The sequence below is a fragment of the Sphingobacteriaceae bacterium GW460-11-11-14-LB5 genome (genome assembly GCA_002151545.1).
Taxonomy (GTDB): Bacteria; Bacteroidota; Bacteroidia; order Sphingobacteriales; family Sphingobacteriaceae; genus Pedobacter.
In genome coordinates this window covers 3363660-3377701 of the sequence record CP021237.1, presented here as the reverse complement: position 1 = coordinate 3377701, position 14042 = coordinate 3363660, and the positions used below count along the sequence as shown (strand labels likewise).

The 14042-nt window shown below is 39.7% G+C and carries 11 protein-coding genes; 8 read left to right on the top strand and 3 right to left on the bottom strand.

What is annotated here, in order from left to right; translation table 11 throughout:
• Nucleotides 1-13 precede the first annotated feature (13 nt).
• On the bottom strand, nucleotides 14-3223 hold the full coding sequence (locus CA265_13520; protein ARS40624.1) for a SusC/RagA family protein: 3210 nt from the start codon (nucleotides 3221-3223) through the stop codon (nucleotides 14-16).
• A gap of 194 nt (nucleotides 3224-3417) precedes the next feature.
• Here CA265_13520 and CA265_13515 point away from each other — a divergent pair, with 194 nt between their 5' ends.
• On the top strand, nucleotides 3418-4041 hold the full coding sequence (locus tag CA265_13515) for a TetR family transcriptional regulator (GenBank protein ID ARS40623.1): 624 nt from the start codon (nucleotides 3418-3420) through the stop codon (nucleotides 4039-4041).
• Here CA265_13515 and CA265_13510 read toward each other — a convergent pair.
• Nucleotides 4013-4483 carry a hypothetical protein gene (locus CA265_13510; protein ARS40622.1) on the bottom strand — a complete coding sequence of 157 codons (471 nt, stop codon included), beginning with the start codon at nucleotides 4481-4483 and terminating at the stop codon, nucleotides 4013-4015. The two genes, CA265_13515 and CA265_13510, sit on opposite strands and share 29 nt — an antisense overlap.
• Before the next feature lie 385 nt (nucleotides 4484-4868).
• Here CA265_13510 and CA265_13505 point away from each other — a divergent pair, with 385 nt between their 5' ends.
• Nucleotides 4869-5078: a hypothetical protein gene (locus CA265_13505; GenBank protein ID ARS40621.1), complete on the top strand. Its 210-nt coding sequence runs from the start codon at nucleotides 4869-4871 to the stop codon at nucleotides 5076-5078.
• 140 nt (nucleotides 5079-5218) lie between these two features.
• Here the strand turns inward: CA265_13505 and CA265_13500 are convergent, their stop codons facing one another.
• Nucleotides 5219-5941 carry an SAM-dependent methyltransferase gene (locus tag CA265_13500; protein ID ARS40620.1) on the bottom strand — a complete coding sequence of 241 codons (723 nt, stop codon included), beginning with the start codon at nucleotides 5939-5941 and terminating at the stop codon, nucleotides 5219-5221.
• 93 nt (nucleotides 5942-6034) lie between these two features.
• On the opposite strand from CA265_13500, the gene CA265_13495 reads away from it, so the two are divergent.
• The 6 genes from CA265_13495 to CA265_13470 all read left to right on the top strand — a co-directional run bounded on the left by CA265_13495 (nucleotide 6035) and on the right by CA265_13470 (nucleotide 14026).
• On the top strand, nucleotides 6035-6916 hold the full coding sequence (locus CA265_13495; GenBank protein ID ARS40619.1) for a LysR family transcriptional regulator: 882 nt from the start codon (nucleotides 6035-6037) through the stop codon (nucleotides 6914-6916).
• 369 nt (nucleotides 6917-7285) lie between these two features.
• The gene (locus tag CA265_13490; protein ARS40618.1) at nucleotides 7286-7513 is read left to right on the top strand and encodes a hypothetical protein; all 228 of its coding nucleotides are present in this window, start codon (nucleotides 7286-7288) and stop codon (nucleotides 7511-7513) included.
• Between the two features lie 222 nt (nucleotides 7514-7735).
• Nucleotides 7736-10777, top strand: a complete 3042-nt coding sequence (locus CA265_13485) for a hypothetical protein (protein ID ARS40617.1) — start codon at nucleotides 7736-7738, stop codon at nucleotides 10775-10777.
• 61 nt (nucleotides 10778-10838) lie between these two features.
• Nucleotides 10839-12323 (top strand): hypothetical protein, encoded by a 1485-nt coding sequence (locus tag CA265_13480; protein ARS40616.1) that lies wholly within the window; start codon nucleotides 10839-10841, stop codon nucleotides 12321-12323.
• Entirely contained in the window at nucleotides 12323-12991 is a 669-nt protein-coding gene (locus tag CA265_13475) for a hypothetical protein (protein ID ARS40615.1), read from the top strand. The genes CA265_13480 and CA265_13475 overlap by 1 nt, the downstream gene beginning before the upstream one ends.
• 3 nt (nucleotides 12992-12994) lie before the next feature.
• Nucleotides 12995-14026: a hypothetical protein gene (locus tag CA265_13470; protein ARS40614.1), complete on the top strand. Its 1032-nt coding sequence runs from the start codon at nucleotides 12995-12997 to the stop codon at nucleotides 14024-14026.
• The last annotated feature ends 16 nt before the right edge of the window (nucleotides 14027-14042 follow it).

Here is a 14042-nt window from a genome sequence, read left to right as displayed (position 1 = left end):
GTGAGGGCTTAGGTTAAAAATCGAGGTTTAAACCGAAAGCATATCTGCGTTGATAAGGATATGCCCAGGCACTTGGCCCCTGGTTAACCGCTTCCGGGTCGATGAATTTCTTGATGGAAGAAAACTCATACAGGTTTTCGCCGGTAACAAATACACGAAGACGGTTTACATGAAACTTTTTAGTCCATTGAACCGGTAGGGTATAACCAAGCGATACATTTTTGATCCTCAGGTAAGCACCATTTAACAAATATTTAGTTTGGGGAATATCTAAACCCGATCCATAATTGGCATCAGCAAGCCACGATTGTAATACCGGATACTGCGAGTCGGTATTGGCATCAGCAAGTCCGGCAGCAATATAGGAAGCCGAGTGTTTGGCTCTTTGTTCAGGCGAATCGGCTGCTCCACGGTAAAAATCAAGGTTCCATGGATAAACGTTAGCATAAGGTTGTTGATATGGTCCCCAGAAAAGATAGTGGTGAGGGTAAAAATCTCTTTTTAGTACGCCCTGTAAAAATATGGCAAGATCGAAACCACCCCAATCCATATTCAGGTTGGCACCAATGGTATAACGATCGGAGCTGTTTCCAATGATTTTTAAATCCTTTGGATCGTTTGAGCTCAGTCCTTTTTCTATTTTTTTGTTGCCGTCAAGATCTATATATTTTGGCCATCCCTCAACAATAGAAAGGGCACCCCATGGAATAAGTGCAGATTCATCTAAAGCGGCAATTTCTGCTTTACTGCGGAAAACGCCATCATTTTGTAATCCCCATATTTCTCCAAGAACCTGTCCTTCGCGGTAATTTGAAAACAGGTTCTGGTCATTTTTGAACTTGGTAATTTTGGCTTTAGAATCAGCCAGGAATACTTTTGCATCAAAGCTGAAAGGTTTCGAACCGAGATCAAACCGGTCTCTGTAGGTTACCGAAAGCTCCCATCCCTTGGTGCGCAGATCGGCCGAATTCTGGCGTGGCACACCTGTACCCAGCACACCCGGCAGTTCCTGACCGGCAGTAAGCATGCCTTTGGTATCGCGGATATAATAATCGAAAGTGAAAGAAAGTTTATCGTTCAGCAGGCCAATATCGGTACCCATATTCAAGGTAGAAACCCTTTCCCATGTATAAGTTTGAGGATCAACGCTTAGTCCCGGAGCGCCATTAATCACCTGATTCTGGCCATTGCCACCAATTAAATAACCTGAAGTACCTGGTACCAGAGATTGGATATAACCAAAATCGCCCACATTCTGGTTTCCAAGATCACCGTATGAGGTACGGAGTTTGAAAGAAGAAACGGTAGATAATAATGGTTTAAAGAAATCTTCAGCACTTGCTATCCAGGCAAGCGATGCCGAAGGGAAAAATCCCCAGCGTCTGTCTATCGGGAAACGCGATGAACCATCATACCTCCCGGTCGCTTCCAGGATGTACCTGTTTTTGTAGGTGTAATTTAATCTCGAAAATGCACTGTTGGTTGCATAAGCCGAATAACCTGCGCTGGCTGTTGCCGTACCGCTGGTAAGCGATAAATAGGGCAGAGAAGAAGAAATGAGTATGTCTTTACTCGCATTTACGGTAGAATAGCTATAATCTTCGCTGTTAAAGCCTACCATGGCACTGAAAAAATGATCGCCTAAGGTTTTTTTGTATGTACTGTATATGTTAAAGGCATTGTTATACAGGTAACCATTGTTTTCGGTTACTGAACCTGTTCCACCTTCTTCGCGGATATCATTCGGGCCATAGCCAATTTTGTATTTTTTACTGTCGTTATGTGTTTTCCAGAGTTCACGCTTGAAAGATGCATCTGCATTTACCTGAAGATCGCCTTTTAAAAATAAAGCCGTAGCGCTGGTAATATTCTGGAAACCGAACATATTCTGAAGGTTATTTCCGCCATCAACAAGTTTTGCAGCCAGTTTACCGGCAGCCGTATTTGCCCAGGTGCCATCAGGGTTTGTAGCTACATCAGTAGGCATGAGGTAATACAGATCGGTAATGTTTCCGTTGGGAAGCGCCCGTTTGGTTTGATAAATATTCAGGTTATTATCCACTTTAAGCCAGGAAAGCGGAGAAAAGCCCACTTTTGACCTTAAACCATAGCGGTCCCAATAATCGGCAGTAAGTTTGTTTAGCCCGTTATCCCGGCTGTAATCTGCCGAAAGATAGTAGGTTAAAGGTTTTTCGTTTACGGCTGCACCACCTGAAAAGGTAAGGGTATGGCTTTTAGATAAACTGGCGTTATTGAAAAAGTAATTATACCAATCGTTGCTGCCCATGTAAGCCCATTTGGTAGGATCGGTTGGATTTAATCGGGTATCGGCTATAGAAGGGTTATCAGATCTTTCTTTTGCCCAGCGATAATATTCATCGTTATAATTCACATAATCCCATGGTGTATTATCGGTAGAGGTTTCCAAAACCCTCGAAAAAATATACGGATCGGTTACCGGTTTAGGTAATAAGGTTGGTTTTCCCCATGATTGCGTGGTATTGTAGCTAATAACATTATTGCCTGCAGCACCTTGTTTAGTGGTAATCAGAATTACGCCAAATGCGGCACGTGCCCCATAAATGGCTGCCGATGCCGCATCACGTAATACCGTAAACGAAGTGATATCAGATGGGGTTAAGCGTAACATATCATCATTGCTGGTAGCAGGAATCCCATCAATAACCACTAGTGGCGAGCCACCGTTAATGGAAGTATATCCCCTGATGTTGATGTTGGGTACACTGCCCGGTGCACCACCTGCATAAGTGATATTCAACCCGGGACTGATACCCTGTAAACCCTGTAATACGTTGGTTACCGGTCTCGATTCGAGCTGTTTTCCCGAAATCTGATCAATTGCACCGGCAACATTGATTTTTTTCTTGGTTCCAAAGCCAACTACCACCACCTCATCGAGGTTGGCAAAGTCAGGAGATAGCGAAACATCAATTTTTGTTCTGCCACCAACGGCAATTTCCTGTTGTTTGTAGCCGATGTAGGAAAAAATAAGCGTAGCGTCTGGTTTTACGCTGCTTAAGCTGTACACGCCGCTGCTGTTGGTGGCGATGTGTAAGTTTGTTCCTTTAACAGTAATGTTTACAGCAGGGAGCGTTTCGCCCGTCTTTGCATCAGAAACCACCCCTTTAATGGCGATCCCCTGGGCAAAGCCACTGGCGGATAGGATCAGTAAGGAAAAGATCCAGAGTAACTTTTTTTTCATTTTTCTTAATTATTTAGTTGTTTGATTTGGAATGATAGGTGCTTTTCAGCGGCGCTAAATTGAACATATCATATTAAGGTTAAGTTAAGACTAAATTAATATATTAATTGAATGTTCATTCAATCTATTTAAAAAAATAAATTTGCACAATACAGCTACTTTTGATTAGTTTGCCTAATTAAATTAACTGCACGATGGGACGCAAAAGCCTAAAAGAGACAAGACGACTGGAAATTATCAAGGTATTTTACCAGGTAGCGAAGAAAGAGGGCTACGAAAATACCTCTATTGCCAAGATTGCGAAGGTAATGGATATTAACCCAAGCCTGATTATCCACTATTTTGAAACGAAAGAAGGACTGACTTATGAACTGATCGACCACATACTCGACCGGTATTTACTGATCTATACCATAAAGAATAAAGGGAAAGCAAACTTAGCCGATTTACAAGCCACAATTGAAATGCTGTTTTCTAAAAAGTGGAACCTGCTTTTTGATGACGGATTGTTTTACACCTTCTATGCTTTGGCATTTAGGGAGAAAAAGATCAAGCTGAAGTATAAACTTATTTTAGATGCACTTCGCAATGGTCTGGCCCTGATGATTGAACAATGTAATGAACAGCACATTACGAATGTGGAGAACCCACAGGTTGCTGCTGATTTTATTTTTGTACTGGTAGATGGTGCTTATTTTTACCTTTCAATGGAAAGCGATAAAAAAGCCTATTTAGATCGTTTGGCTTATTATAAACAAAAAGCATACGATGCCCTTTCTATCTCGCCCCTTAAGGCTGCTTCTGCTCCCGCTTGCTAAACTGCCTGCTTAAAGCATATAAACCAATAGACATCCAGAGGACATTTGCTGCGGCATTTGGCAGATCGTGGGTGTCTAACGCGGTTATGGCTAAACACAAACCACCCAATATATTGAGAGCCTGAAAAGCGAGTGAATCGGCACGGATTAATTTCATGCTTAAGAAAAGATAGCCAAGCGTACAAAATACCACTCCACACCATCCGATAATTGACATCACTAAGTTCATCATGTTGTATTGTTTGCTCGTAAAGCTATGAAATAATGTGGTTACATCTATAGGAACGATCAGGCAAAAAATTACATCGCTTTGGTTTTTATAGCCTGCATAAACTGCTAACCTTGATTGGTTTATTGAGTTATATATTTTATTTAGCAGGGTGTGTTTTAAACACAAACTGGTATATTTAACTGAAACAAAAGTAAATATGGATTTGAACATTGTAACAGCGATACAAAGTCAAGATCTTTTACCAAACTAAGCGAAATCAGGGAAAGAAATAAACGTCATATTATAGAACTTTTTCCGAATGTGAAATTTCGCGATAGTAAAAACCAGCTGCTTACAGTAGGTCGTTTTAAGCAGGTGGTTAAGGCCAGGGTGGAAATATGATCGAAGAAGGAAATAGAAGATTGTATAAAAACATTTAAAAAAGATGCTAAAAAAATAGCCAGGTATTATAGAAAGATCAGGAAATAACAGCGGAATTTTCCAGATACAGAGCGCTGAAGCTTGTTTTGATATTCAACAGGTTATTTTATATTAACATTTGCGCTATATTTTTGCTTATCCATGTGTTTAGTATAAGTTTTCAATTTTTTGTGTCATGACAGCAGTAATCGAATCAGCCGGGAACGACCATTTGCAAGGTGTATGTCCTTGCGGTAAGGGCGATAAATCGGATTTGGAAAGAATTCCACGGACATTTATCATGAAAACCCTGTTTTTCTGGTTACCTATGAAACGTTACCGGTGTTACCGGTGCATGCGTAACCGCTGGGTACTTGGCAGAAAATCACATCAAATCAGTGAATGACAATTTACAAGAGGGATATTTAATTTGCTGTTCCTGAAAAGGACTTATAGGACATTAGACCGCATCAGATCAGTTTGAGTATTTGCCCGGGTGATGATGATAGGTAATACTGGTTAAATATCACCTATCATCATCTTTCTTTATTTTATTGCACCAAATGCCGCAAAATAAGAGTTTTTGTGTAAGATCTCGGTAACGCTAAACCCAACTTTTTGCAATAAAGCCAGTTGATAGTTTAAAGAGCGTGGCGTATCTTCATATTCAATATAATCAAATACCTGCTGTTTATATGCGGCACCACCAAGGGTTTCGAGATAGGCCCCGTATTGATCTTTAAAAAGATGATCAATTAATACCGAATCGTGCGCAATAAGGTCCGAAATCCAGATGCTGCCTCCGGGTTTTAAAGCCTGGTAAACTTTAGAAAAAACGAGTTCCCAGTCGGCATCGGTTCGCAAATGATGAAATGTTGCAGCAGCAAGTATAATATCGAAATGATTATCGGGTAAATTCAGGTTGCGCATATCATCCTGCACAATGGTTATTTTTCCGGTCGTTTGTGCCGATACCCTGTCTCTTGCACGTTCCAGCATTGGTAAACTCAAATCGTTAAGGGTACAGTTAAGGTTTGGAATTTTACTGAGCATTTTTAAGGTATAATTGCCTGCACCACATCCAATATCCAGCAGTTCTTTCGCATTAGGATTAATATATTTAGCCGCTCCGGTGCAAAGCTCCATGGTAAGTGGTGCATCGATGGTGGTTTGTTGTCCGCTCTCTAAGTTCGAGAAACGTTCTACATCGTTATCAAACCTGGTTTTAATCTCTTCATTGGTTGCCTTGTGCGAAAAATCTTTATTCATTGCTTTAAATTTTTTTTGTAAAGTTAGTGCGGTTAATCATATTTGTAAAATATCAATTTTAGCATAAAACGATACTTTAAAGGTATTATAAATATGGAACTCAGACATCTGCTGTATTTTAAAACTGTTGCGGAAGAACTTCATTTTACCAAAGCAGCAAGCAAACTTTTTATCTCGCAACCTCCTTTGAGCAGGCAGATTAAAGAGCTTGAAGAAGAACTTGGTGTACAGTTATTTGTTCGGAATAATAAGCGGGTTGCATTAACCAATGCAGGCAGGTATTTTAAGGTTGAAGTAGACGCCATGTTTGCCAAACTGGAAGAAAGTAAAGAAGTGGTTCGTAAGATTCATGGGGGCGTTAGCGGCGAATTAAAGATTGGTTATATCAGTTCGGTTTATCAATCGCAGCTTGCCGAAATTTTAAAATTGATGCATCAGGAATTTCCTTACCTGAAAACAAGTTTATTCGAAGTACCTACACTCGCCCAAATTAAAGAGTTAGAACATGGTGGTTTAGATGTGGGAATTTTAAGAGCTCCGGTTTTATCGGAAAAATTAAAAGTAGAATCTTTATTTTTTGATCCCTTTGTAGTGGTTATTCCTTTAACGGATCAAAAAATTGATGCAAAAAACGGACTCGCCGATTTCTTGAAGAAAAGTCCGTTTATCTTCTTTAATAAAGATTTTGCACCCCAGTATAACCAGAAACTGATGGAGATTTGCCAGCGGATGGGCTTTAGCCCCGACATTACCCATGAGGCTAACAATGTGCACTCTATATTACAATTGGTAGAAGCAGGTTTGGGTGTATCTATTTTGCCCTTGTCGTTAAAAAAGCAATATGCACAGTTGAAAGTATCTTTTATTGAATTTGATGCTATTCCCGTTAATACTGAAGTGGTACTGGCTTATAAAGAATCGAATAAAAACCCGGCCTTAACCTGGTTTATTAAACATTATACCCAGTTAAATTGAATTAATTCACTCAAAAAAGAATCTCCTCTTACTTACGATACCCTTTAATGGGTAAACACCTGTGTTTTCCGCTGTTAGTTGCATGCTCCTTTTTATGATATAGGTGGCGGTTACATTCGATGCGGTTGTTAAACATAAACACCTTGCATAAAATATTCCTATCTCTGGTTTTAAGCTAAATAGCTTGATATTTAGTTGATTGTGTCCAATTTTCTATCCTTTCTTTAACAATTTTCACCCTTTTTTAACGGATAATACACCAGTTTTGATTTAACCAAACACGTATCCTTCCTGGCTTCAGGAAGATATGAGAACGTTATAAGTATGTCTACCTAAAGCATGTTTATAAGCAATTAACCAAAACCAACAATGATGAAAAAACAACTACTTCACAAGCTAGATCTTTTGAAGGTTAATCCGGAGCAAATTAAACGCTGTGTCTCCGCTGCGTTTTTCCGTTCCCCCTTACTGCTACACCTTAAAGCTTTAACCGAAATGTTTAATGTGCTGCCTTATCCTAAAATGATCCTGGTAACACTAAAATTTGATCATGTCAAATACTTTTCATTTCCAGGTCAACATTTAATTCCGAATTAAAGCCCGGCACAAAATTACAAAGGTAAAAACAGCTAAACAGTTTCCAGCCCAAAGAAAAAGAACAACAGAACTTGATGGAGAGCAGCCCCATTAGACTTTGTCATTTCTTTTCCTGAAGCATTGCCATAAAAATGGTGTGGGAATTTATTTGCCTAAACCGAAAGGTTTGGATGGGATTGTATTGCTGTTTTTAAATAGTTAAGCCAACAAACATTATTTAAAATGAACGAAAAAAATCAAGAATTGGATCATTACATTAAAAAGCTTTCCCAGGTCTGGTCACTTAAAAACATACCAGGAAAGATGGCCTTATTTTTAATGGCATCGATCATGTTTACCGGTATACTTAGCCTTAAGTCGTACGGAAAAGAAACAGATTACCTTAGAGCCGTTTCCAATAACAGCTATTTTCAGGATACGACAAAAAAAGCAAAACAGCCCGTTTCTATCGATTCGGTTGTGTTGGTGAGTTATGTATCGAAGAGAAATGTAGATACCGTAAAACTCAGCAACATTAGTATTTATCCTTTTATTTCTTTACAGCAAGCATTAAAGAGTAACTCGAAGGGCTTATATGTACAGGAAATTACCGGGGAACCTGGCAGCGCAGATCAATCGATGTTGTTAAGGGGCTTAAGCAGGCCTTTGCTTTCGAAAACCAATATTGCCGAAGCACAACCCGCTGTTTTTATCAATGGGATTCCCTTAATCGGCGATAATCCCTTTGTTTATACCATCCAGGAGTATGATTTCTCCCCAATTGGGCCAGCCACCAATTTATTGTCTTCTATCGATCTCGATAATATTCAATCCATAAACGTGGTCAGCAATTTGGCTGCTTTATCTATCTATGGCCCACGTGCTGCAAATGGTGCAATATTAATTACCACCAAAAATGCCCATCAGGGTAACCGTGAAATTTCTATTAACAGTTATTACGGCTATGCAACCAAAAATAAGATAACCACCACCAATGGTCGGGACGAAAGCCTTTTACGCCGTATTTTTTATAATAAATATGCCACTGCCGAAGATTTTGATAAATACCCTTCGTATCTGGCTGATGCCACTAACGAAAATTATTATGGCAGATCAGACTGGACCGATCTTTACTATAAAAATTCGGCCTTACACACCATAAATGCCAGTATAACAGGCGGAACGTCGAGATCTAATTTCAGGTTTTTTGCCGGTAACACTTCTAATGCAGGTAATGCTGACGATACACGACTCAATAGGTACAATGCATCTTTTTTTATTAATGTACTTCCTCTAAAATGGCTTACCATATCAACCATGGTTAATGCTACGCGGTTAAACCGTGATAGAAACCGTTCGTTAAGAGATCGTTTTGCCGAAATGCAATATATACCCGATCTGATTAGTCCGATAGCACCCAACAAAAATATTTATGGCAACTATTTAAGCGAATATGAAAATAAAACCATCGATAATAACATCAATAATGTAATTCAGGGCTCGTTCTCTGCCAATGCAAAATATAAAAACTTCGATTTCATTACCCGGATATCATTCGATTACAATGAGGGAATGAGAGATTTATTCTATCCTACAACTTTAATGGACGGGAATAATTATGTATCCAATTTTTATGCTTATAACCAACGTTTAAATGTAGATAACTCGCTGGCTTACAATTTTACACTAAATAAAACCCATGTTTTTAAAGCATTGTTTGGGCATACAATTTCGCTCGATGTGAACAAGTACAATTACCTGCAAGGTTACAAAGGCACCAGCGATTACATCAGGATCAATAGTGTTGACGGCGACATTAGCCATAGCGATTATTTACAGCCTGAAGGTTTTTATACCAAAAAGTTTACCGACAAGCAGAAAATCAATGTCAGTTCTCTTTACAGCAGCTTTGATTATACCTTAAACAACGAGTTTTTTGCTACTGTAATTGCCCGTACCGATGGTGCATCGAATATGCAGGCCAATAACAGGTGGTTTTTTTCACCGTCGTTAAGTACCAAATGGGACATTACAAAATATATTAAAGCCGGAAAATCGATTCTCAGCAGTTTAAGTCTTAATGCCTCATATGGTCGGTTGGGCACCCTTAATATTACCGATCAGTATGGTGCTGGTCCTCAGTATGTAACCGATTTAGGCTGGAGTTCTAATAAATCAGTAGGCTCGTATGGCGGTATTGGTACTTTATCCAGACCGTATAGCTCGGGCTGGATTGGTTATGATATTCCATGGGCTTATGTAGAAGAGCTTGATCTTGGTGTAGACGGTGCCTTTTTTAACAACAGGTTGCAAACCAGATTATCCTTCTATTCTAAAAACAATAAACGGATGATTTTGGGTGTGCCGGTTAATGCCGAATCGGGATATACCAAAGAGTACAAAAGCGGATTAGATGTAAATAACAAAGGAATCGAACTTGCAGTTTCGGCCGAAATATTAAAAGCCAGAGCCAATAAAATAGGCTGGACAACAGACTTTAACATTGCTTTTAATAAAAATACGCTGAAAGCATTGCCGAACAACCTTCAGGAAATAACCATCGGAACACAAAAACTAACCGTTGGAAAACCGATTGATCAGATTCTGGTGCTGCAAAGTCAGGGTGTTTACCAAACCGATGTTGATGTTCCTGTAAATCCCGCCAATTTTCAGATGATGAGCTACAAAGGGCTGAAACTTCATGGTGGTGACCCTAAATGGAAAGACCAGAATGGGGATTATGTAATTGATGAAAACGATAAAGTGGCCATGGGCGGTTATTTGCCAAGGATCGTGGGAAATTTTAACAGTACGCTGAGTTACAAAGGTTTTAATCTTGATTTTAACATCTATTTCGCCTTAAAAAGAAGTATCATCAATCAATCTGCTGCAAATCAGCTCGATTTCATTAACAAAACCGGAAATAACAACATCAATTCTGTAAATGAGATTACTTTTTGGCAAAAAGGAATTGATGTTGCCGATTACCCGACCTATAATCCATGGAGTGCTGTTCAATCGTACCGCACCGATCAGGATATTTTTGTTGAAAACGGATCGTATGCAAAACTAAGGTCTGTTTCTTTAGGGTACGACATTTCCAGATTCAAATACTTCAGCAAAAATTTCAAGAAAATTTATGTGTACGCCTCGGCGCTTAATGTATATACCCTGAAAAGTTATACCGGAGGTGATCCAGAGCTGGTTAACTATGTGGGTGAAGACACAGGTTATGGCCTGCCCTTGCCGAGAACATTCACACTAGGTTTAAAAATTGATTTATAAGCATAAAATGATCATGAATAATAAAGTAATACCATCAAGAAGGATATTCACAGTCTTGTTTATGCTGTTCAGTACCCTGTTTATATCGGCCTGTAATAAAAAACTGGATATCGATTCGACACACCTGGTAAATGAAAGCAATAACTGGAAGAGTTTAGCTGATGCACGCTCCGCATTATTGGGCTCTTATGGCCTGTTAAGAGCGGCACTGGCCGATAATAATGCGCATTGGTTATATGGCGATGTGCGTATGGGTGATTTTAAAGCCACTTCCAGGCTGGATTTAAAAGCCATTACCGAAAATAATTTAAACGCGCCATATCCGGTTGTAAAATCGTTGAGCAACTGGCGTAAGTTTTATGCCGTAATTAACAGCTGTACGGTTTTTATCGACCGTGCGGGAGAGATTTTAAAAAACGACAAACAGTATACCGAAGAAAACTATAAGGTAGATGTTGCCCAAATGAAGGCTTTAAGGGCATTTACTTATTTTTATATGGTTCGTATATGGGGCGATATTCCCCTGATTACCGCTTCAACGGATGGTAATTTTACAGAACGCCCGAGAATAGCAGGCGAAATTGTACTGCAGTTTGCGACCAATGAACTGTTAAGCATTGTAAATAATCTGCCTTACCGCTATGGTGCAATTGAGAATGGTTTCAATCAGCAAAACTATTATGGAAAAGTAGCCCCTTATTGGGACGGCATTTTATTCAACCGGATTTCTGCCTATTCAATTCTGGCGCATATTGCTGCCTGGCAGGGAAAATACCTCGATGCGGTAGCGTATTCAAAGTTTGTGATGACCAATTTTGGCCTAAGCGGTGGTGTATATACCACAACGACCAACTTAACCAAGGTAGATGGCCTGTTTTATGGCAATAATGCCGCCCAGTTGGTTGGTTTTCCTTTTAACTACAACACAACTGAAATGAGCACCATAGGCCATATGGAAGATCTGGCGCTGGCTGCACCCATTATCGCTAAAGCTGTTCCACAGATTAAAATGCCCGATGATGTAATTGCGTCCATCTTTAACGAACCCAACGACCTGAGGTTTAGGTTCGATCCGCTTACCGGTTTGCCGGTATCTGATTATTTCAGCGGATACGGAACTTCTAATACCGTATTCAGCAAAATAAAATGCATTAGAAATGCCTCAACCGATGGCTCACTGGCCATTTACAGTTCAGCTTTAATATTTACCAGGATAGAAGAAATTACCCTGCTTTATGCCGAGTCATTGGCTGCAATAGGCAGTATGGAAGATGCTACTGATGCTTTAGATATTGTCCGGAACAATAGGGGAATAGGTCTTTACAAAGGTACCAATGCAGGGTTGATCGACGCCATTTTTGCAGAACGCAGAAGAGAATTAATGGGCGAAGGCTGGAGATGGTACGATTTGGTGAGGTATAATAAGCTGAAAAACAATGATGCAAAGTTTTTAGACCTGATCAAAAAGGGAGGGATATACTGGCCTATTGATGAAGAGGTATTGAGCACCAATGCAAAAATTACACAAAACGAATATTGGAGGTAATGATGATAAAAAGTATTAAAAATATAGCATTCTGTATGGCCATAACACTGTTTATACTTTCCTGCAAAAAGGAAGATGACGGGGCATACAATTACGAAAATGAGGCAAATGTGTTCGATGGTAATGCCTATGCTTACCTAAAAGCGCAAACCGGACAGTACGATTCGCTACTAAAAGTATGCGACCGCATTACCTGGGCAAAAGATACCTTAACAAACAGCAAAGCGATTACTTTTTTTTCGCTCACCAACCGAAACTTTTCAATTGCCTTAAATGCCCTTAATAATTTAAGGTTAAGTCAGAATAAAAAAGCTGTGGGCATTTCTAACCTGGATGTAGACCAGCTGGGGATTTTGTTAGACCGTTACATTGTTAGAAATAAAATAACCACCGATAGCTTACACTTTGCCGATGGTGCATTTTTAACCAGTACACATTTTAATTACGGTATGAATGCGCAGGAGTTAAACTCAAATGCCAGCGGGTATGTTTTTGGCGGACCAAAAGGAGTGGTGTACAGCGATATTAAAAACTCACAGTATACCAAAGAATGGAAATCGGCTACTACACAGGCGGTAAATATTGCAACCAATAATGCAATTATACACGTGCTTTCTGCTTCTCACGAATTCGGTTTTGGCGAATTCTTAATCAGGTTAAATAAATAAATCATGAATGATATGATATCAAAAAATAAATCATTTGTCTTATTCTTTGTCGCTATTGGCATACTGGCCATATTTAGCTGCAAAAAATTATTACCGAGCGATAGTGATGCATTTAATAAAGATGCAGGTTTTAAACAAACCACCTACAGGCCTATACTGGGGCGTACAACCCTCATGGGCGATAATTTTAATATCGAAAGTTCTTCCTTGCCCTTAACTTTCAAAATCGTGGCGATGCGCAATGGCGACGGCCAGACCAGCCCTGAACTTTTAAAACCTTTTCCTGTGCTGGTATGGAAAAAAGCCTACGATGGAAGCGAAAAATCTATTCAGGAAATTGAAAATAAACGCACCACAGAGCAACACAGTTTATTTGAGGTAGGCGAACACTCTGGCGAATTTATTATGTGGGCTGAGGCTAAGAGCAATATTGTTAAAGCGCTTCCCGATTCAGGTTATGTTTTTGATGTGGAGGTTTCTAATAATGGTGGTCGTAAGTATTTTAATAATCTGGTATTACAACCACAAAGGGAATTGCCTTACGAGCCAAACAGAATAAATCCGTTAACAGGGGCCAATACCGGAGGTACCATTACGCCCTCTACTATAGCAGGCATTTTCGGTGAAAAATCGGGTCAGCCTTTAAGCGCCGGCGATGTTACCATATTGTTTAATAAAACAGGCGAGGGTAATTCGCTTTCCTTTAAGTTTTTAGATACCCTGTTAAAACCTATTGACCCTGCAAAATTTAAACTGACCAACTGGACTAAGCTGGTGCATGGTTTCAACATGAAGATGACACCAACATCTGTCAAATACGATGTGGCTTACCCAATTCCCCTGGTACAGATTCCAACCCCTTATACCAATGCTGCAGGGTCGAGGGCCCGTGTAGCTTTTTCGTACGACCGGATTGGTTTTGGAGGCTTTAGGGTAGAGGCAAACCTCGGTTTAGACTTTGCCATTTTCGAAAAGGGGGATTGGGAAATCGTGATCTGGTTTAACAAGGATAACCCCAAGTTTACTAACGATTAGCACCAGAAAAATAAGT

Bases quoted from the DNA above. Each gene is read 5' to 3' on its own strand.
- CA265_13495 (ARS40619.1), top strand. From the start codon at position 6,035: ATGGAACTCAGACATCTGCTGTATTTTAAAACTGTTGCGGAAGAACTT.
- CA265_13500 (ARS40620.1), bottom strand. From the start codon at position 5,941: ATGAATAAAGATTTTTCGCACAAGGCAACCAATGAAGAGATTAAAACC.
- CA265_13520 (ARS40624.1), bottom strand. From the start codon at position 3,223: ATGAAAAAAAAGTTACTCTGGATCTTTTCCTTACTGATCCTATCCGCC.
- CA265_13485 (ARS40617.1), top strand. From the start codon at position 7,736: ATGAACGAAAAAAATCAAGAATTGGATCATTACATTAAAAAGCTTTCC.
- CA265_13515 (ARS40623.1), top strand. From the start codon at position 3,418: ATGGGACGCAAAAGCCTAAAAGAGACAAGACGACTGGAAATTATCAAG.
- CA265_13490 (ARS40618.1), top strand. From the start codon at position 7,286: ATGATGAAAAAACAACTACTTCACAAGCTAGATCTTTTGAAGGTTAAT.
- CA265_13480 (ARS40616.1), top strand. From the start codon at position 10,839: ATGCTGTTCAGTACCCTGTTTATATCGGCCTGTAATAAAAAACTGGAT.
- CA265_13510 (ARS40622.1), bottom strand. From the start codon at position 4,483: ATGTTCAAATCCATATTTACTTTTGTTTCAGTTAAATATACCAGTTTG.
- CA265_13470 (ARS40614.1), top strand. From the start codon at position 12,995: ATGAATGATATGATATCAAAAAATAAATCATTTGTCTTATTCTTTGTC.
- CA265_13505 (ARS40621.1), top strand. From the start codon at position 4,869: ATGACAGCAGTAATCGAATCAGCCGGGAACGACCATTTGCAAGGTGTA.
- CA265_13475 (ARS40615.1), top strand. From the start codon at position 12,323: ATGATGATAAAAAGTATTAAAAATATAGCATTCTGTATGGCCATAACA.